At 52.6% G+C, this 19,174-nt stretch carries 21 protein-coding genes; 14 read left to right on the top strand and 7 right to left on the bottom strand.

The features are described 5' to 3' along the window. Positions 1-91: 91 nt before the first annotated feature. Complete coding sequence (locus DYY88_RS23695; protein WP_039726735.1) at positions 92-580, bottom strand: hypothetical protein; 489 nt, start codon at positions 578-580, stop codon at positions 92-94. A gap of 117 nt (positions 581-697) precedes the next feature. Between DYY88_RS23695 and DYY88_RS23690 the strand changes: the two genes are divergently transcribed. Then, positions 698-1,585 (top strand): LysR family transcriptional regulator, encoded by an 888-nt coding sequence (locus DYY88_RS23690; protein ID WP_039726736.1) that lies wholly within the window; start codon positions 698-700, stop codon positions 1,583-1,585. Here DYY88_RS23690 and DYY88_RS23685 read toward each other — a convergent pair. The 3 genes from DYY88_RS23685 to DYY88_RS23675 form a co-directional block, all read right to left on the bottom strand. Then, the gene (locus DYY88_RS23685; protein WP_039726737.1) at positions 1,577-2,032 is read right to left on the bottom strand and encodes an acyl-CoA thioesterase; all 456 of its coding nucleotides are present in this window, start codon (positions 2,030-2,032) and stop codon (positions 1,577-1,579) included. The two genes, DYY88_RS23690 and DYY88_RS23685, sit on opposite strands and share 9 nt — an antisense overlap. 394 nt (positions 2,033-2,426) lie before the next feature. After that, positions 2,427-2,750 carry a thioredoxin gene (gene trxA, locus DYY88_RS23680; RefSeq protein ID WP_039726738.1) on the bottom strand — a complete coding sequence of 108 codons (324 nt, stop codon included), beginning with the start codon at positions 2,748-2,750 and terminating at the stop codon, positions 2,427-2,429. Positions 2,751-2,787: 37 nt separating this feature from the next. Next, entirely contained in the window at positions 2,788-3,072 is a 285-nt protein-coding gene (locus DYY88_RS23675; protein WP_130199586.1) for a hypothetical protein, read from the bottom strand. A 50-nt stretch (positions 3,073-3,122) separates the two neighbouring features. Here DYY88_RS23675 and DYY88_RS23670 point away from each other — a divergent pair, with 50 nt between their 5' ends. Next, positions 3,123-3,362 carry a hypothetical protein gene (locus DYY88_RS23670; protein WP_044151193.1) on the top strand — a complete coding sequence of 80 codons (240 nt, stop codon included), beginning with the start codon at positions 3,123-3,125 and terminating at the stop codon, positions 3,360-3,362. Continuing rightward, positions 3,353-3,697, top strand: a complete 345-nt coding sequence (locus tag DYY88_RS23665; protein ID WP_039726740.1) for a type II toxin-antitoxin system PemK/MazF family toxin — start codon at positions 3,353-3,355, stop codon at positions 3,695-3,697. The genes DYY88_RS23670 and DYY88_RS23665 overlap by 10 nt, the downstream gene beginning before the upstream one ends. A gap of 337 nt (positions 3,698-4,034) precedes the next feature. Here DYY88_RS23665 and DYY88_RS23660 read toward each other — a convergent pair whose 3' ends face one another. Together DYY88_RS23660 and DYY88_RS23655 are read right to left on the bottom strand one after the other, a co-directional pair. After that, positions 4,035-4,883 carry a DUF5655 domain-containing protein gene (locus tag DYY88_RS23660; RefSeq protein WP_207223379.1) on the bottom strand — a complete coding sequence of 283 codons (849 nt, stop codon included), beginning with the start codon at positions 4,881-4,883 and terminating at the stop codon, positions 4,035-4,037. A 41-nt stretch (positions 4,884-4,924) separates the two neighbouring features. After that, positions 4,925-6,163 carry a methionine gamma-lyase family protein gene (locus tag DYY88_RS23655; RefSeq protein ID WP_039726742.1) on the bottom strand — a complete coding sequence of 413 codons (1,239 nt, stop codon included), beginning with the start codon at positions 6,161-6,163 and terminating at the stop codon, positions 4,925-4,927. Between the two features lie 76 nt (positions 6,164-6,239). Between DYY88_RS23655 and DYY88_RS23650 the strand changes: the two genes are divergently transcribed. From DYY88_RS23650 to DYY88_RS23620, 7 genes are all read left to right on the top strand, one after another. Continuing rightward, complete coding sequence (locus DYY88_RS23650; protein ID WP_039726743.1) at positions 6,240-7,058, top strand: acyl-CoA desaturase; 819 nt, start codon at positions 6,240-6,242, stop codon at positions 7,056-7,058. 295 nt (positions 7,059-7,353) lie between these two features. Further along, a complete protein-coding gene (hoxE, locus tag DYY88_RS23645; protein WP_039726744.1) occupies positions 7,354-7,899 on the top strand; it encodes a bidirectional hydrogenase complex protein HoxE in 546 nt (181 codons plus the stop codon). Between the two features lie 297 nt (positions 7,900-8,196). Further along, positions 8,197-9,834 (top strand): NuoF family protein, encoded by a 1,638-nt coding sequence (locus DYY88_RS23640; protein WP_039726745.1) that lies wholly within the window; start codon positions 8,197-8,199, stop codon positions 9,832-9,834. Between the two features lie 23 nt (positions 9,835-9,857). Then, the gene (gene hoxU, locus DYY88_RS23635) at positions 9,858-10,574 is read left to right on the top strand and encodes a bidirectional hydrogenase complex protein HoxU (protein WP_039726747.1); all 717 of its coding nucleotides are present in this window, start codon (positions 9,858-9,860) and stop codon (positions 10,572-10,574) included. Next, on the top strand, positions 10,562-11,116 hold the full coding sequence (locus tag DYY88_RS23630; RefSeq protein WP_039726748.1) for an NADH-quinone oxidoreductase subunit B family protein: 555 nt from the start codon (positions 10,562-10,564) through the stop codon (positions 11,114-11,116). The genes hoxU and DYY88_RS23630 overlap by 13 nt, the downstream gene beginning before the upstream one ends. Before the next feature lie 20 nt (positions 11,117-11,136). Then, positions 11,137-11,370 (top strand): Calvin cycle protein CP12, encoded by a 234-nt coding sequence (locus DYY88_RS23625; protein WP_039726749.1) that lies wholly within the window; start codon positions 11,137-11,139, stop codon positions 11,368-11,370. 186 nt (positions 11,371-11,556) lie between these two features. Next, positions 11,557-12,984 carry a Ni/Fe hydrogenase subunit alpha gene (locus tag DYY88_RS23620; protein WP_039726750.1) on the top strand — a complete coding sequence of 476 codons (1,428 nt, stop codon included), beginning with the start codon at positions 11,557-11,559 and terminating at the stop codon, positions 12,982-12,984. A 205-nt stretch (positions 12,985-13,189) separates the two neighbouring features. On the opposite strand, the gene DYY88_RS23615 is transcribed toward DYY88_RS23620, so the two are convergent. Next, a complete protein-coding gene (locus tag DYY88_RS23615; RefSeq protein ID WP_044151196.1) occupies positions 13,190-14,170 on the bottom strand; it encodes a LysR family transcriptional regulator in 981 nt (326 codons plus the stop codon). Between the two features lie 400 nt (positions 14,171-14,570). On the opposite strand from DYY88_RS23615, the gene chrA reads away from it, so the two are divergent. From chrA to DYY88_RS23595, 4 genes are all read left to right on the top strand, one after another. Beyond that, positions 14,571-15,809 (top strand): chromate efflux transporter, encoded by a 1,239-nt coding sequence (gene chrA, locus DYY88_RS23610; RefSeq protein ID WP_084607055.1) that lies wholly within the window; start codon positions 14,571-14,573, stop codon positions 15,807-15,809. Positions 15,810-16,097: 288 nt separating this feature from the next. Next, the gene (gene fcl, locus DYY88_RS23605; RefSeq protein ID WP_039726751.1) at positions 16,098-17,039 is read left to right on the top strand and encodes a GDP-L-fucose synthase; all 942 of its coding nucleotides are present in this window, start codon (positions 16,098-16,100) and stop codon (positions 17,037-17,039) included. 131 nt (positions 17,040-17,170) lie between these two features. Next, positions 17,171-18,124, top strand: coding sequence for a toll/interleukin-1 receptor domain-containing protein (locus DYY88_RS23600; protein WP_052288396.1), 954 nt, complete (start codon positions 17,171-17,173; stop codon positions 18,122-18,124). Beyond that, complete coding sequence (locus tag DYY88_RS23595; protein WP_052288397.1) at positions 18,121-19,116, top strand: GUN4 domain-containing protein; 996 nt, start codon at positions 18,121-18,123, stop codon at positions 19,114-19,116. The genes DYY88_RS23600 and DYY88_RS23595 overlap by 4 nt, the downstream gene beginning before the upstream one ends. Positions 19,117-19,174: the final 58 nt, after the last annotated feature.

The raw sequence follows: 19,174 nt of genomic DNA, 5'->3' as shown, positions 1-19,174 counted from the left end.
ACAGGGGACGGGTCTCTTTCGAAGGGAAAACATAACCTTAACGGCAGCCTCAGAGACCCGTCCCCTCACTCACGCTTCCTGCTGACTTCGTCTACGCCGCCATAGGCCAGTCTTCGATAAAGCCGTGGCGCATGGGTTGTAGCCCCGAGTTGAGCAAACGCCGCAGCCGGGGGATGGTGTCGCTGTTGTAAACGCGGAATTCGCTTTGGACAGTCGCTTGGGCGGTGCGCACGGCCTGGTTGATGACGAGGGAACCCTTGGGGTCTGAAACCGAACGGTGAAAAGTGCCGGGGGGTAAGCGCAAAATGTGGCGGTTGGCATCAAGTCGCACTTCGTGGAAGGGATATTCCCAGGCAAAGTTAACCAGGTAAAAGGTGCGGCCCCCAGAAACGGCAAGTAAGTTGTCTTCTTGGTTGGGGTGCAGATAAAACTGCCAGCCTCCCTGGGCCGAATTGTTGGGGCTGGTAGCAGGCCCGTCGTGAAAGACTAAATCGCGGGCGTTGGAATCGGCGACCGTGATATCAAAAAACTGCACGCTGGGAGTGTCACGAAAGCGGTGGAAGGAGATGAGTTCAAACATGGCAACCTGTCAAATTCGACATGATTTCAGCTTGCCCGTCACGCTAACCTCTACTCCCAAGGGAGATCAAAACTCTCTGCGAGTTTCATCTATTCGCTAGCCGAATAGATTGTTGTTATGAACATTCATCAGTTGGCTGTGTTAGCGGCGATCGCCCGCGAAGGAACTTTTTCCCATGCCGCCCTGGCGCTCGATACGTCTCAGGCGGCGGTGAGTCGGGCGATCGCGTCCTTAGAGGAAGAGTTGGGTGTGCCCCTGCTCAAGCGAGGGCGATTTGGGGCCAAGTTAACCCAGGTGGGTGAGCGGGTCTTGTATCACTCCCACAAAATGCTGGACCTGCGGGAGCAGATCGAGTACGAGGTGAATCTAGAAAAAGGGTTGTACGCGGGGCGGCTACGCATTGCGTCCTTTCGGAGTGCGGCAACCCATCTGCTGCCCCCGATTTTGGCCCAGTTTCGATCGCAGTTTCCCCGGGTGGAAATTAGTCTGACCGAGTTGGAACCAGCCGGCGTCGAGCAAGCGCTACGAGAAGGGCAGGTCGATATGGGGCTGGTGCCCTTGCCCCGTTCCGAAGAGTTTGCCGTGTGGGAAGTGGCCCGTGATGAGTATGTGGCCCTGTTGCCTGCGGGGATGAAGCACTTGTCCCCCCACCTGACCTGGCACGACCTGGCCGATTATAATTTCGTCTTGTACAACTATGCGGAATGCACGAACGTTGTGCGGGATCACTGGCAGCGCTGGGGCCAAGAGCTCAAGGTCGCCTATGTGATCAAAGAAGATTCCACCATTGTCAGCATGGTGGCTCAGGGATTAGGGGCGGCGATTTTGCCTCGACTCGCGGCGCTGCCCATTCCCGCTGGGGTGCAGGTGCGATCGCTGCCGGAGCCCTTGGAACGGGTGATCGGGGTCGCCACCCTGGCCCAAACGCCCCATGCCCCCGCCGTCGAGGTATTTATCAACATGCTCCGCACGAGCCACTCGCCAAACTCGGCCTTATCATCCTGACGGGGCTGACGGCGCCATCAACCGGGCGAGATCGGACTGCATGGGTTCAGGTAAGCGGCGCAAAATTTTGCGCGGTTGTTGCTGAATCGGGACGAGGGTGACCTGGGCCGTGGCGCACAGTTCCTGAGTGGCGGCATTGAGAATCTGGTATTGCCAGATGAGCCGTACATTCTGGCTGGGCAACAGCCAACACTTGATCAGGGCGATCGCCCCCAAGATCAAGGGTTGCCGATACTGAATGGATAAATCCACCACGGGCAAATCGACTCCGCAATTTACCCAATCGGCAAAGTTAATGTCGTGCGATCGCAGGCATTCCACTCGGGCAGTCTCTAGCCACGCAATATAGTTGCCGTGCCACACGACGCCCCCGTAGTCGGTGTGATGGGGCTGTACTCTGACCTGATATTCAAACGCCTGCTCTGGCGCACTCTCTTTCGCTTTCATCAATCATCAATATCTTTATCGTGGATAAATATATAGCGCCGCGTAGATAGCTCCGTACATCCCCATGCTGCGGAACAAGGGGCTTAAGCCCCTTGCCTGTTGGTACCTTACTGCGGACTGCTATACCTTTGGGGGATGGCTAAAAAGTCAACCAGAGGGGGGTGACAGGCTGAGAATCGGGATAGATTTCAACAATGATTGGAGCAAGGGGAGCTGAAAGATTCTCGTGTAGAAGTCGATTCATCGTAGGGCTACGAATCGTTGTTGTTTGCGATCGCACCCAACCCCATGCCACCACCAAAATGCCCCTGACTCGCTCACGGACAAAGCCGCATCCACTGTTGCCGTACTCGTCCCTTGCGGCTGCGTCACGACTTTTCGCAAGCGCCGGCCATCAAGCGAGATGCCGATCCACTGCCTCCTGATATTCTTCGTGTTTTTTGGCCCCCACCATGGTTTCCGCCAGGTTGCCATCGGCAAAAAACATCACCGCTGGGATGCTGCGAATGCCAAATCTTTTGGCCACTTCTTTGTTGGTGTCGAGGTCTAATTTCAGAACTTTGACGCGATCGCTGTATTCATCGGCCAGTTGGTCAATCAGGGGCGCAATTAATTTGCACGGGCCACACCAAGTCGCGGTGCAATCGATGACAACGAGGGATTCGGACGCGAGCAGAGCATCAAATTCAGTTTCGTTTTGAATATACGCAGCGGGCATAACAAGGCCTCATAAAGGCTCATTCTCCCACGACGATTCACCAAGCAATCTCCAAAATGCGGGTGTAGACCGCAGCCAGCTTGGGATTGGAGAGATGCTGAAACAGCCGGAAGGTGATCGCTCCTCCAACCACCTTCAAAGTAATCTCACCCAAAAGAGTAGATCGCCTTTCAATTCCTAGTTTCGCGATCGCTCCCGTCATCTTCTTTGAGGCAATGGCAAAACCGGTTAGAGGTCGGTTGTTCTGGCCGAGAGGATGAACGATGAATAAGTAACCAAGCTGGTCTGCCTGCTGGTCTCGATAACTCTCAATGCTTCTCAAGCCTAAGGGTAATGTGTGGAGTAACCTGTTGATAGATATCCACAGCACTCATGATGAAATCAACGGCATCTTCACCGAACCTTCAACTGGTTGAGTCGCTGATTCAGCTGATTCAGTCACTCTCAGCTGATGAGCAATCTCTTTTACTGGATAAGCTCCTGGGCAAGATCCCCTATCCTTCTGCCTCCGAAATCGCGCATCTTGCCGAGCAAGGCGGCAGCTTTGATTTTTGGCGCGATGAACCTGAAATCTATTCATCTGAAGATGGAGAACCCGTCACGTGGTCGTAAAAGGTAGTGTAGTACTGGTTAATTTTCCCTTTACGGATCTGAGTCAAACCAAGCTGCGTCCTGCCGTGATTCTATGGGTTGCTCCTGTTGGTATTGACGTTGTGGTCTGTGCCATAACATCGCAGCAACTAGACCATCTCGAAGCAGGAGAATTCAAGCTTGAAATTAACGATCTGGAGTTTCGGCAAACAGGGTTGCGAGTTTCTTCAAAAGTTAGGGTGACTCGGGTAGTTACGCTTGAACGACGATTAGTTGTCAGAAAGTTAGGCGATCTGGGCAAACAGTATTTGCAAGAGTTGAACAGGCAAATTATTGAATCTTATCAACTTGCATAAAAGCGATCGCTTCCCCTCTTCTGCTAAATGAGATCGCCCTTCAATTCCCAGTCTCGCGATCGCTCCTCGTGTTTTCTTCGAGGCGCTTGCGCTCTCCATCCTTACGAGATTGCACGACGAACCGATTAGGCTTTGCTTTCGTATAGTCGAAGTGGGTTTCCTCAAGCTCACACTCACTAATATCGTGAGTTTCGAAGAACTCAGCAAATTCTCTACTAGAGGCTAATTCAGGGAGTTTCTTAGACTTGTTCTCAGACATAAAAAGTATTTTTATTCTTGTTCAAAGACTGTTTTACCAAACTCAGAATGTATTCAAAATCAGAGTCATCTTTAAGATTTATTTCATATGCGCCATTGCCCAATGCCCAACATTGGAGACATCTCTTGCAATTCCTGTTGCATCATCTAAATCACCACTCTTTAAATTTAAGTAGATTTTCAACCCTCTTTTCAGTATGACTGCGTCAGTAAAGCTCTTTTTGTTGTACTGGAAGTCGACGAAAAACTTCCTGGGATTAATGTTTATATCATCATCAAGGTTGAAAACTGATTCTCTGAATTTAAGATAAAGTTCTTTGATATCATCTTCTGCGTTGTCTAGATGCTCTTGCTCTGTGAATACCTTGATTTCCTTGCTAACGGTTTCGATAGTATGATCTTGTTTGGAAACTGTATTGATACTCTCTTTTGCTCCAGAAGTTTCAACTTGAACATACGAGACAGTTTTATTCTTAAAGCGCTTCACTTCCCAAAGTTCTATCGGCAAATCCTTAAAGTTGATAGCCTCCTTCTGATAGTTAGTGAAAGAAGGTGAGAGGAAAATCACTTTTGATTGGGACCAGTCTACATCCTTTCTCTTAAGTGTAGAATCTGCGTTTTCATTATATTCAAGGATAAAATCTGCTTTATTGTTCAGCATTAGAGATAAATATGCGTAGCCCTGGTCAATCACGCTATAATTCTTATCCCGTTTGTATTCGATAATTACAAATGAGTTCGTTTCTGGATCAAAAGCAAGGGTGTCAATCCTAAATTGATGTAGAGCAAACTCAGTTCTGACGAACTCTAAACTGAAAATCTCTAATAAATTGGCTTCGGTCAACCTCTGGATATCCTTTTCAAGCTTGAATTTATGTTCTTCAATGCGTTCCAGCTTGTTCTCTTTATCGATCCGAAATAAAGGCATTAAATTTCCTTGGATTCCGTTTTGTCGTCTTGACCAACATTTTATTCAGATTTAGCATTCCCAATCGCGGCCACGGCTGCGTCTAACGCCAAGGCCACATGGGTCCAGTGGGTGCCGCCCTGGCAGTAGACCACGTAGGGTTCTCGCAGGGGGCCATCGGCGGAGAGTTCCGAGGTGCTGCCGTCGATGAAGGTGCCGCCCGCCATCACCAGTTCGCTGTCGTAACCGGGCATCCCCGCCGGGATGGGTTCCACGTAGGAGTCCACCGGAGAGTGTTGCTGAATGGCCTTGCAGAAGGCGATCAGCTTTTCGGGGGAGCCCAGCTTAATGGCCTGGATCACGTCGCGCTGGCGAGCATCCGCAGGGGGATTCACGGGATAGCCGAGCTGGTCAAAGGTGTGGGCGATAAGGGCGTTGCCTTTCATGGCTTCGCCGACCATCTGCGGCGCGAGAAACAAGCCTTGAAAGAAGAGGCGGTTTTGGTCGAGGCTGGAGCCGCCGCTGCTGCCGATGCCGGGGGCAGTGAGCCGACAGAGGGCCATTTCCACCAAATCTTCTCGTCCGGCGAGGTAGCCGCCGGTGGTGGCGATCGTGCCGCCAGGGTTTTTGATCATCGATCCGGCCATCAAATCCGCACCGACGGATGTGGGTTCCCGATCTTCCACAAATTCCCCATAGCAGTTATCGACAAAACAAATAGTATTGGGGTTCTGTGATTTGACAATCTGAACGATGCGCTCAATGTCGGCGATCGCAAGGCTGCGCCGCCAGCTGTAGCCGCACGATCGCTGAATTAAGACCATCCGGGTTTTCGGAGTGACGGATTCCCCCAGGTGATCCCAGTCAACGGAACCGTCCGCAGTAAGCGATAATTCACGATAGGTAATACCAAATTCCTTAAGGGAACCTTGGTGATTGCTGCGAAGTCCGATCACTTCTTCTAAAGTGTCATAGGGTGAGCCTGCCACGGCCAACAGTTCGTCACCGGGGCGTAATACGCCATACAAAGCACACGCGATCGCGTGGGTGCCGGAGACGAGCTGTACCCGTACAGCGGCAGCTTCGGCCTGCATGACATCGGCGAAGACGCGATCGAGGGTGTCACGACCCAAGTCGTTGTGACCATATCCCGACACACTGGCAAAATGGTGACTGCCAACCCGGTGTCGTCGCATTGCTGCCAAGACTCGACTCAGGTTGGTTTTGACCTGTTGATCAATCTCCCCAAACCGTTGGGAGAGTATGTCGTTGAGTGCGAGTGTCTGATCTGCAAACTTCATTGGGTAAGGAATTCTCTTTCAGAGAATATTCTCTCGCGAGTTTGTGTGTTTCTGTCCAAATGCTGAGAAATTGCGAATGACCACAGCTATAAGAAATTTAGAAAAACCCGCTATTGATTGGCCTACCGCCTTATTTATGGTGGCCGTTCATGGGCTAGCTTTATTAGCTTTTATTCCTGGAAATACGACTTGGGCCGCCGTTGGCGTGGCGCTAGTCTTACACTGGATCACCGGTTGCCTGGGCATTACCCTGGGGTGGCACCGTCTGATTGCGCACAAAAGTTTTGAAGTGCCCAAGTGGCTCGAATATTTCTTTGTGGTTTGTGGCACCTTAGCTTGCCAGCACGGGCCAATTGTGTGGATTGGTCTACACCGTCATCATCATCGTTATTCTGATAAGCCTAATGACCACCACGATGCCGGGAAAGGCTTTTGGTGGAGCCACATGGGATGGCTGCTGCGAGACGTGCCAGCCAAGGCGGAAATCGATAAATTCACTCGCGACATTGCGGATGATCCGGTTTACAAGTTTTTTGAGAAATACTTCTTGCTCATGCAGGTGCCCTTGGGCGTCATCCTTTACTTATTGGGCGGCTGGCCATTCGTAATTTGGGGCATTTTTGTGCGCTTGGTGGTGGTGTACCACTGCACCTGGTTTGTGAATAGCGCTACGCACAAGTTTGGCTACCGCACCTATGACACTGACGATACGTCGACGAATTGCTGGTGGGTGGCATTGGTCACCTATGGCGAAGGTTGGCACAATAATCACCACGCTTACCAGCATTCGGCACGGCACGGTTTGAAATGGTACGAATTTGATATCACCTGGATACACATTCGCGTCTTGCAAGCGCTGGGATTGGCGCGCAAGGTCAAGCTGGTGGAGTCGTAAACGACATTCGTTGATGCGCTAACAATTAGCTTTTGTCGAGGAGAGGGGCGATCGCCCCTCTTTTTTTGTGCCGTTGTAAGCCGACGGTAATGGCTGCTTGGCCGAAACCGCCGCAGCTAAAGTTCCTTAAACTGCGACGAATATATTTTCTAAGAAGCGTAACTTTTCCGTGCGCGAACGTTAAAAATGTCTGTGGCTTTGACCGGGGATCAATCTTGTCGGATACCACGGTAGGTAACTGCGTCGGTCTCGTGAAGTTGGGCCGACCGGGCTGATGCTCAAGTGAGGGTTTGCTATGCCCACTACTGCCGCTGTCTCGAAGACCGAAACGCTGGCCCAAGCCGAGGGAGTTGTCCCTAAGGACAAAAAGAAAGACCAAGGCGATCTCCGCTTCAAACGTCTGGATGTGACGATGAAGCGCAATCAGTTTCAACCAGATGCGCTGATCGAAGTGCTCCACGCGGCCCAAGAGGCGTTTGGCTATTTGGATGAAGACGTGCTGGTACACGTCGCGCACGGTCTGAAATTACCCCTCAGCCGTGTGTATGGCGTGGCAACGTTTTACCATCTCTTTAGCCTGAAGCCCAATGGCGAACACAACTGTGTCGTCTGTACGGGCACGGCTTGCTATGTCAAAGGGGCAGGCAAAATTATGGAGGCCCTGAAGGCCGAACTCGGCATCGAAGAGGGCGAAACTACGGCGGATGGCAAAATTTCGCTGATGTCGGCTCGCTGTATTGGCGCTTGTGGCATTGCTCCGGCGATTGTTTATGACGGTGAAGTCGCGGGTAAGCAGCAAGCTGAAGGGGCGATCGCCAAAATCAACGAATTGCGAGCTTGAGACTCACTGCAAGGTGGATTGGTGGGTGGCTGAAGGTGCTGATGACCTCACCGCCTGCGGCACCTCTCCTTATCAAGGAGAGGTTGAGTCCAATCCTGATAGGGACATAACCAGATTCTTCCAACCGCAATCCGGTCCCTCCCCTTATCAAGGAGAGGCTAGGTGAGGTTCCCAACTTCGGTTCCTCTCCTTGCGAAGGAGAGGCTAGGTGAGGTTCTTTCCCAAATACCTTGTTCTCGCATTCCATCACAACCATCCATTCCTGACTGATTCCAGACCCATACAGGAGACGGGCATATGGACATAACCGAACTCAGAGAAGTTGCCCAACAAGAAAAAGAGCGTCAACGCCCGATCCGACTGCACTGCTGCACCTCGACGGGTTGTCGTGCGGCCAGCGCCAATGAGGTTTATAACAATCTCAAGGCAGCGGTCAAAGAGCATGATTGTGGCGATCGCCTTGAAGTCGTCAGCGTGGGCTGTATGGGCTTTTGCGGCCAAGGACCGCTAGTGCAGGTTGATCCCGACAATCAACTGTACGCCCAGGTGAAACCCGAAGAAGCCGAGAGCCTCGTGGCGACGACTTTAGGAGCAGGCAGCACCGAGGCCGAGCAGCTCGATCCGGAGCATCCGTTTTTTGCCTATCAAACCCCGGTGGTGCGCAAGCACAGTGGCAAAATCGACCCCGAAAGCATTGAAGAATATATCGCGGTCGGGGGCTACGAATCGCTGTACAAAGTCGTGCATGACATGACGCCCGCCGATGTGGTGAAGGAAGTGTCTGACAGCGGTCTGCGGGGTCGGGGTGGGGGTGGCTATCCCACCGGATTGAAGTGGGCCACCGTCGCCAAAATGCCAGCAGGCCAGAAGTACATTATCTGCAACGGCGACGAGGGCGACCCCGGCGCGTTTATGGATCGCAGCGTATTGGAGAGCGATCCCCATTTAGTGCTGGAAGGGATGGCGATCGCGGGCTATGCTGTCGGGGCTGACCACGGCTACGTCTACGTCCGGGCCGAATATCCCCTCGCCATTTCCCGCTTACAAAAAGCCATCAAGCAGGCGAAAAAGTACGGTTTGATGGGTAGCCAGATCTTCGATTCCCCCTTTGATTTCAAAGTCGATATTCGTATCGGGGCCGGGGCCTTCGTCTGTGGCGAAGAAACGGCCCTGATTCAATCCATCGAAGGGGCGCGGGGGAATCCGGTGCCGCGACCGCCGTATCCCGCTCAGTCCGGGCTGTATGACTGTCCGACGCTGATCAACAACGTGGAATCCTTTGCCAACATTGCCCACATCATCAAGCAAGGGGCGGAATGGTATGCCAGCATCGGCACCGAGAACAGCAAAGGCACCAAAATCTTCGCCCTCACGGGCAACATCCGCAATAACGGCCTGATCGAAGTGCCAATGGGCATCACCCTCCGCACGATTGTGGAAGAGATGGGTGGCGGCGTCCCCGATGGCGAAGTCAAAGCGGTGCAAACGGGTGGCCCCTCTGGCGGCTGCATTCCCAAAGATCTGCTCGACACGCCCGTAGATTACGACTCGCTAAAAGCGGTGGGCTCCATGATGGGCTCGGGCGGCATGGTGGTGATGGATCAAAACACCAGCATGGTCGAAATCGCCCACTTCTACATGGAGTTTTGCCGGGAGGAAACCTGTGGCAAGTGTGTGCCCTGCCGCACGGGCACGGTGCAGCTTTACGACCTGTTGACCAAGATTCTCAAAGGGCAGGCAACAGAAGCCGACCTGGAGCAGTTAAAGCAGCTTTCTTACATGGTGCAGGAAACCAGCCTCTGCGGCCTGGGCATGACCGCCCCGAACCCGGTGCTGAGCACTCTGCGCTATTTCCCCGAAGAGTACACCTCGCTGTTGGTGCAGCCTGCCTACCTGAATGGGCACGCCGCCGAAGCCAAGCCGGTGTCTGTATAGCCGACTCAATGGAGATATGAATTATGGCAGTTAATACCCTCACAATTGACGGCAAAGAGATCGCCATTGAGGCGGGCAAAACGATTTTGGATGCGGCCAAAGAAGCGGGCGTTCCCATTCCGACGCTGTGCCACATGGAAGGGGTGCATGATGTTGGGGCTTGTCGCCTCTGCATTGTCGAAGCCGAGGGCACGCCGAAGCTATTGCCTGCCTGTGTCACCGCCGCCGCCGAAGGCATGGTGATTCACACTCAGACCGAAAAGTTGCAAAATTATCGCCGGATGACGGTGGAGCTAATTTTCGCGGAAGGGAATCACGTTTGTTCCATCTGCGTGGCGAACGGCAACTGCGAATTGCAGGATGTGGCGGTGGAAGTGGGGATGGATCATTCTCGCTTTAGCTACCGCTTCCCCGATCGCGGCTGCGACCTGTCTCACTCCCAATTTGGCATCGACCACAACCGCTGCATCATGTGTACTCGCTGCGTCCGAGTCTGCGACGAAGTGGAAGGGGCGCACGTCTGGGATGTCGGCAGTCGCGGGCCTGACTGCTTTATTGTGGCGGGGCTCGATCAGCCCTGGGGCGAAGTGGATGCCTGCACCTCCTGCGGCAAATGCGTCGATGCCTGCCCCACGGGAGCCATTTTCCACCAGGGCGAAACCACGGGCGAAAAAGAGGGCGATCGCGGCAAGATGGCCTTCCTGACCACAGCACGGGAGAAGCAACAATGGACAAGATAAAGTTTGCGACGGTTTGGCTGGCGGGTTGCTCCGGTTGCCATATGTCCTTTCTCGATTTGGACGAGTTTTTGATCGACCTGGCAGGGCTCGTGGACGTGGTGTTCAGCCCCGTGGGTACTGACCTGAAGGAGTATCCCGAAGGCGTCGATGTCTGCCTGGTGGAAGGGGCGATCGCCAACGAAGAAAATCTAGAGCTCGCCCTGGAAATTCGCCGCAAAACCAAAACCCTGATCTCCTTTGGGGACTGCGCGGTAACGGCTAACGTGCCCGCCATGCGCAACATGATGGGCAACAAAACCGCCGAACCGGTGCTCGAACGCGGCTACATTGAGCTGGCAGACGAAAACCCGCATTTTCCCAATGCCCCGGGCATTGTGCCCGAATTGTTGGACCGGGTGCTCCCTGTGCATGAGGTCATTCCGATTGATATCTTTATGCCGGGGTGTCCCCCTTCGGCTGACCGCATTCGCGCCACTTTGGAGCCATTGCTGCAAGGTAAGACGCCAGAAATGGTTGGTCGTGAGATGATCAAATTTGGATAGTACCGAGAGGACTTGATTTCATGAGTGTTGATAGTAAAGAGTTTCACGAAAAGCTAGAGAAAGCGCGCGCCGATGCGCGAGCCATCTGCGCCGAAAAGGGCGACAGTTCGCCTGATTGCGCGGCTGCGTGGGACGTTGTCGAAGAAATGCAGGCGGAAGTTTCCCACCAGCATCAAAATCCCGAAAAGACCAGTTTCGATAAATACCTCGAAGAAAATCCTGACGCTCCCGAAGCGCGCATCTACGAGGATTAGGTTCCACTTTGAGGTGGCGGCGGATATACCGTCAGCCTGAGTGTGTATATCCTGACGATCCCCCCGGCTACGCCACCCCCCTTGTGAAGGGGGGCAGGGGGGATCCCGCGATCGCTTAAGCCTTGTTCTACGTTTACCGACCCCACCCATTCCCCCACACCGACCGTCGAAGGGAGGCCATCATCCATGTCTAAAACTGTCGTTATCGATCCCATCACCCGCATTGAGGGCCACGCCAAAATCTCCGTCATGTTGGATGACGCGGGCGAGGTCACCGATACCCGTTTCCACGTGGTGGAGTATCGCGGGTTCGAAAAATTTTGCGAAGGCCGTCCCTTTACGGAAATGGCAGGCATCACTGCCCGCATTTGCGGCATTTGCCCGGTGAGTCACCTGATTTGTGCCGCTAAAACCGGCGACAAAATTCTCGCGGTTAAAATTCCGAAGGCGGCAGACAAATTGCGGCGGCTGCTGAATTTGGGGCAAATCACGCAATCCCATGCGCTGTCCTTTTTTCACCTCAGCAGCCCTGACTTTTTACTGGGTTGGGACAGTGACCCCGCGAAGCGCAATGTTTTCGGCCTGATCGCGGCGGATCCCGATCTGGCCCGCGCGGGCATTCGCCTGCGGCAATTTGGTCAACAGGTGATTGAAATCCTCGGGGGCCGCAAGATTCACGCCGCGTGGACCGTCCCCGGCGGGGTGCGATCGCCCCTCTCTGCGGAAGGTCGTTCCTGGATTTTAGAGCGCCTCCCCGAATCCCTCGAAACGGCTCAGAAAGGACTGGACATTTTCAAACAGCTGATCAACGGCCCGATGAAAGAGGAGGTCCAGGTCTTCGGTCAATTCCCCTCGCTGTTCATGAGCTTGGTGGGCAAAGGCGGCGCGTGGGAGCACTACGACGGCCATCTCCGCTTTACCGACAGCGAAGGCAACATCGTGCAGGATAACCTCAGCGAAGACGACTACGCCGACTTCGTGGGCGAAGCGGTGGAAGACTGGTCGTATCTGAAATTTCCCTATTACAAAGCCTTGGGGTATCCCGACGGGTTGTATCGGGTGGGGCCACTCGCCCGGTTAAATAACTGCACCCACATCGACACCCCGAAAGCCAACGCCGAATTGCAGGAGTTCCGCAATTATGCCGGTGGTATACCCACCTCGTCGTTCTTGTACCATTACGCCCGTCTCATTGAGATCCTGGCCTGCCTGGAAAAAATCGAAGAGTACATGGATGATCCTGAACTGATGTCCGATCGCTGTCGGGCTGAGGCGGGGGTCAACGAGTTGGAAGCGATCGGGGTCAGCGAAGCGCCGCGTGGTACCCTGTTCCACCATTACAAGGTGGATGAAAACGGTCTGCTCGAAAAAGTGAATTTGATTATCGCCACCGGCAACAACAACCTGGCGATGAACAAAACTGTGAAGCAAATTGCCCAGCACTACATCCACGGGGAAGAGATTCAAGAAGGCTTCTTGAATCGCGTAGAGGCGGGAATTCGCTGTTACGACCCGTGTCTCTCTTGCTCGACCCACGCGGCGGGACAAATGCCGTTAGATATCCAAATCTACAACGCCCAGGGCGAGGTCATCCGTCAAGTTGTGCGTGATTAAGGCTGTCCGCTGAAATCAGCTCTCCAGATAGCCAAGGGATTGTAGGGGTTAGGCACTGCCCAACTCTAACGATTGGGGTTGCTAAGAACAAGTACCTTTGCTGAAGCGATCGCGGTTGGGTGACTCAATGCGCTAGACATAGCGAGCAGAGGCTGCGGGCACTGAATTTACCTGCTGACCAATAGCTGACAAATGTGCCGGGCCTCTACTTGCTAGAGGTCACCAATTCAGGATCGGTTTCTTCTAACGTGGTGGCAGTGGCGAGCTTGATGTCTGGTAAGAGTTTTTGCGCCATCGGATGACTTTCTTCCAGCAAATAGTTGAGGAAGGTGTCGGCCACCACCGACAGTTGCTTACCTGCCAAACTCGCAACATACCAATGCCGTTCGATGGGAAAGTGCTCGACATCCAAAATGGCGAACTCGCCCGTCGTGCCTTCGGAAATGATGGTGTGAACAGAGAGTACTGAAATGCCCAGGCCACCCGCGATCGCTTGCTTAATCGCTTCGTTGCTGCCCAGCTCTAGGCGCACTTTCACATCCACTTCATGCTCGTCAAACAAGGACTGCACGGCCTGGCGGGTACCCGATCCCGGTTCCCGCATAATGAACTGTTCGCCACTGAGTTCTTGAATCGGAATATTTTTCTTGCCCACCAGCGGATGATTTTTCGGCGCAATTACCACTAACGGATTTTCGAGGAAGGGGTGCACTTTGAGATCCGGCTGTTCGGGCGTTTGGCTGATGATGTAGAGGTCATCTTCGTTATTCGCCATGCGCTCTTGGATATTTTGGTGGTTGGTCACCTTGAGCGAGATGTCGATGCCGGGGAAGCGCTGACAAAACGGCCCGAGTAAGCGGGGCACAAAATATTTGGCGGTGGTAATAACGGCAATCTTGAGCTGGCCCTGTTTCATGCCTTTGATATCAGCGATCGCCATCTCAAATTGTTCCAGCCCCTCAAAGACGCGCTGGCAGGTATCAAGGAGTTGCTGCCCAGCTTGAGTGAGATATAGCCGCTTCCCAATTTGCTCAAATAGAGGCAGTCCGACCGCCTTCGTTAGTTGCTTAACCTGAATCGAGACGGTGGGCTGAGTCAGATACAGCTCTTCAGCAGCGCGGGTAAAGCTTCCGTGACGGGCGGTTGCCTCAAAAACTTTGAGTTGGTGTAGCGTGGCGTGAAACAAAGATCTAAGTCTCCCAATTGTGCGCCAAGGCTATCATAGACCAAATTCTATTAACTTGTCACTTTGCCGTGTCGGCAATCTATGATGGAAAGCTTTCTGGACCCAGCTTTAAAGCTTTTGAAGTCGATCTATTGTCCTCAATCTATCTAACGATGGCCAAGGATTCAATTAACTATGGACTTCCTTAAGGTTTCTATGGTTGACATTGCTGGAGGATGACCCAGTGTGGATGGGCGATCGCCCAATTGGCAGCGAGTGACGCCCTGATGTGTTCTAGACATCCTGCGAGATAGCAGTTCTCGTTGACAATACAAAGACATTCAGCGGCTAGCGGTTGACTGCGCTACTTAGTGCAGTCGTTTGACTAGTCCACCTCAACGTTTTGCCCTGTATTGTCCATATGTCTTCCCCCCCAACGCATCCCCCATTGCCCTTGAGTCTGCGCCTGCGTGAACTGGTGCAAATTTTTAGTCGCTTGGGCTGTCTGGGGTTTGGGGGGCCACAAGCTCATATCGCCATGCAAAATGACGAAGCTGTGGTGCGCCGCCAATGGTTGACGCAGGAGCAATTTAGCGACGGTTTGGCCATTTGTGAAATGTTGCCGGGGCCAGCCTCGACCCAAATGGGCATTTATCTGGGTTACATCCGTGCCGGACAGCTAGGGGCGCTGGTGGCGGGTATCGCGTTTATTGCACCGGCCTTTTTAATTGTTGTGGTGCTGTCTTGGGCGTATTTTCGCTGGCAGGCCCTACCGCAGCTAGACGCGCTGTTTTTTGGCATTGCCCCAGTCATGATTGCTATCATTCTGGGCTTTTGCTGGAAGCTGGGCAAAAAGTCGATCCGTGACTGGCCCGGAGTCGCAATCGCGATTGCCGTGGGCCTGGCTGTCGGAGTGTGGCGGTTTAACCCGTTGGTTGCCTTCATTGTGGCTGGGTTGCTGGGGTCGATATTGTATCATCCGCGCCGGGGTGCGCCTCAGCCGGTGTGGTTGCCGCTGGCCCTAATGAGCGGCTTGCCGCTGGCTACGGTGTCCACTGATGTCTTGGCGTTGTCGAGCTTTTGGGGCTGGGAGCGCATTGGCGAGTTTTTCTGGCCGCTAGTGACCTTATTTTTCAAGACGGGCACCTTTACCTTTGGCGGCGGTTTGGTCATCATTCCCCTGCTGGAATTTGAAGTCGTTGATCAACTGCAATGGCTGACCCGCAGCGAATTTATCGACGGCGTGGCGATCGGGCAGCTGAGTCCCGGCCCGGTAGTGCTGACTTCAGCGTTTATTGGTTATAAGGTGGCGGGTCTCGTTGGGGCCGTGGTGGCAGCAGTGAGTATTTTTCTCCCATCCTTTTTATTCATCATGGCGGGCGCTCCGGTATTGCTCCGCTTGCGGACCAATCCTTGGGTGCAGGCGTTTCTCAAGGCAGTGCGGCCAGCGGTGTTGGGGGCGATCGCGGCTGCTGCTATTCCCCTCATGCAGACTGCGATCGTCGAGCAGTCATCCCCAGTACTGATGGTGATCGCCGCCCTGATTGGCATTGTCTCCCTAGTGGCACTCATTCGATTTAAGGTGCCGACCTGGCAACTAGTGCTCGGTGGGGGACTGTTGGGTCTATTGACTGGAGTCGTCTTGGGTAGCCCAGTCTGATGATTGTTGATGGCTGGTATAAATGCCCCCAGAGTCGGGCATTCTGAAAGGGGCTGTCTGTGAGGCTGTTTTTTCCGGCAGCACACTGTCTCTACTACTAGTCCCGGGATGACCCAGGGTCGATGTCTCTGCATCTATTTACGGATTAGCTGTTTGGCTTCGCCAGGTGTTGGGGGCGGCGATGCTGCTCAAGAGGCTATGCTGCCTAATGGATAGATGGCCTGAGCCCCGCTGGTGTTTGTCCCCCCCGATGTCTCGTCCGCTGATACTTTCTCCTCTAGCTAAATGATGGATACTCAAGCAAAAATCTTTGTCGCTGGACATAATGGCCTGGTGGGTAGTGCCATCGTGCGGGCATTACAGTCGCGGGGCTATATCAACTTAGTGACGCGATCGAGCAAGGAGTTGGATCTGCGAAATCAGGCCGCAGTCGAAGATTTTTTCGCGACTGAGCAGCCCGATTACGTGTTCCTGGCCGCCGCCAAAGTTGGAGGCATTCAGGCCAATAATGTATATCGCGGCGAATTTCTCTATGACAACTTGATGATTGAGGCCAACGTGATTCACAGCGCCTATCGTCATCAAGTGCAAAAACTACTGTTCTTGGGGTCTTCTTGCATTTATCCCAAGCTGGCACCACAGCCGATGCGCGAAGATGCCCTGCTGTCCGGCTTTTTAGAACCCACGAACGAGCCGTATGCGATCGCCAAAATCGCGGGCCTCAAGCTCTGTGAAAACTACTGTCGGCAGTACGGTGTGAACTTTATTTCGGCCATGCCGACCAATCTTTACGGCATTAACGACAACTTTGACCTGGCGAACTCTCACGTATTGCCTGCCCTGATGCGCAAGTTCCATGACGCCACGGTGACGGACGCGCCCACGGTGACGGTGTGGGGCACGGGAGAGCCTCTGCGGGAGTTTTTGTATGTGGATGACCTGGCCGATGCCCTGCTCTTTTTGATGGACAACTACGATCGCCCCGAGTTCATCAACGTCGGCACTGGAGAAGAAATTTCCATCAAGGAGCTGGCTCTGACGATTCAGGCGGTGGTGGGCTTTGAGGGTGAACTAGTATTCGATACCTCGAAACCCGACGGCACCCCACGCAAGCTAATGGATGTCTCGCGTCTTAAAGAACTGGGTTGGCAAGCCAATACCGACCTCAAAACTGGCATCGAGCAAACCTACGCCTGGTACCTCGAAAACCTCGACACTTTCCGACGATAGGCCCACAAAAGTAACCTGAACTTTGTCTGGTGGCGGCGTGAGAGAGGGAGCGATCGCTCACACCCTTATGAGACTTCTAAGTAAAATTTGAGTCAAGCGATACTCCGTAGGTACCAGAGTGGCTTTTGGCAATGACTGAGCAGCAGTTCGACGTTTTCCTTGCGCACAGTAGCAAAGACAAGCCATTAATTCGGCAAATTTACCAAACGCTAAAGGGTCGGGGTATGCGCCCCTGGCTAGATGAAGAGGAAATTGCTCCAGGGCAACATTTCCAGCAAGAAATTCAAAGGGCGATCGGAACTGTCAAAGCAGCAGCCATTTTTATCGGCGAAGATTTGGGCAAATGGCAAGAACTCGAACTGGGAGCTTTAATACAGAGATGCGTCAGTAAAAGTGTTCGAATCATTCCGGTATTGTTGCCGGGAATCGAAAGTATTCCAGAGGATGAATACTTTTTAAGTCAATACCAGTTCGTCAAATTTGGTGAGACACTCCAAAACCAAAAAGCATTCGACTTATTGGAGTGGGGCATCACTGACGTAAAACCTCAAAATCTCGATTCCACTTCCCTTCCGGATACTCAGGATTTTTCACGTAAGTCAACGGTCTCATTGATACAGGAGATTGACCATGACAAAATCTTGTACATCAAAAATATTAAAGATCCTTCTGGTATCTGGGCTTATCGATTAGAAGGTGTGAGAAGCGGTCAACAACCGATTTTTGAATTGACGTGGCGACGTAGTAGTCATGGGGTCGGTTTACCTAAAGCAGGCGATCTCATGATTTTGCATCAACAAGCAAAAGTAACTCATGTGGTTGAGTTTTTAGATGATGCCACCCGAGAAGAAGACTTTGGGGTTTTTCGTCGCGTCAAAGCAGTTTGGATGCCAAGTCAACAAGATTGGCACCAGCTGTCTCATCAAAGAGAAGTTTTAGGATTTAGTCCCAGATACTCAGACGGCAATACCCATGCACTTCAAAGCCCGAACTTCAAAACTTTTCAGGAAGCCTGGAAGCAGTTGTCAGATTTTCAACTCTTTGTTGTCGAGCAATTGAAAAAACTGGATGCTGCACAATCATGAGTTTTATTTTTATCAGCTACAGTCGGCAAGACCAAGCCTATGTCAGTACATTAGTGCAGGCGCTACAGTCGCACCGCTTACCGATCTGGATTGACGATCGCATTGACTACGGAACAGATTGGCCCGATGTCATCGAAGAACATTTAGAACAGAGTGCCGTATTTTTGCTAGTGATGTCGCCTCGCTCAAAGCGATCTCATTGGGTCAATTGTGAGCTAACGCGAGCGATTGAACTTGACAAGCCGATTTTTCCGCTACTCCTCGAAGGTCGTCAGTGGCTACAGGTTGCAACTAAACAATCGGTCGATGTAATCGGCGGCAAGTTGCCGGAAGCCCGCTTTTTTGATGCCCTGCGGAAATGTCTCCCATTACCTATTGAAACGGCTGACGCGCTTTCCGTTCAAGAAGCTGCCAATAATAAGTCTTCAAAATTTGCAGGTGCTTTGCTGGCTAGTCACGAAAATTTGCTGACAACTAACTCAACGAATTTCGAGGATGATCTGAGTTCAGAAAAGTGGATTGACTATACGCGGCTACGGGACTTGTTGAAGGCAGGTAAATGGGAAGAAGCTGACCAAGAAACATTTGAGGTAATGCTGAAAGCTGCGGGGAGAGCAGCCGAAGAGCGTCAATATTTAACGGGAGGCCAGGTACGAACATTTCCTTGCGAAGATCTGCTGACGATTGATCGGTTGTGGGTGCATCTCAGCAGCGGTAAATTTGGCTTTAGTGTGCAGAAGCAGATCTGGATTGAAATGGGCGGCAAATTGAATTCTGGAGAAAATCAAGATGCAACGATTGCGATTGCGGCCTTTCAAAAAATGAGCGATCAAACCGCATGGCGAGTAAACGGAGAGCCTATCTCCTACAGTCAGACAATTTTTGATGACTCGGCCCCTCATGGACATCTCCCTCATAGATGGATGTTTGGTTGGGGAGATGGGGGAATTAGGCTGTTATCTTCTCTCATACAGCCTTTTCCAGTCTCGTGAGATACACTTAATATGTTTTGGAATTTGCTAAGAGACAGGGATGAAAGCTTACTCTATC

This window comes from Leptolyngbya iicbica LK (assembly GCF_004212215.1).
Taxonomy (GTDB): domain Bacteria; phylum Cyanobacteriota; class Cyanobacteriia; order Phormidesmidales; family Phormidesmidaceae; genus Halomicronema; species Halomicronema iicbica.
This window is presented reverse-complemented; position numbering and strand designations above follow the sequence as displayed.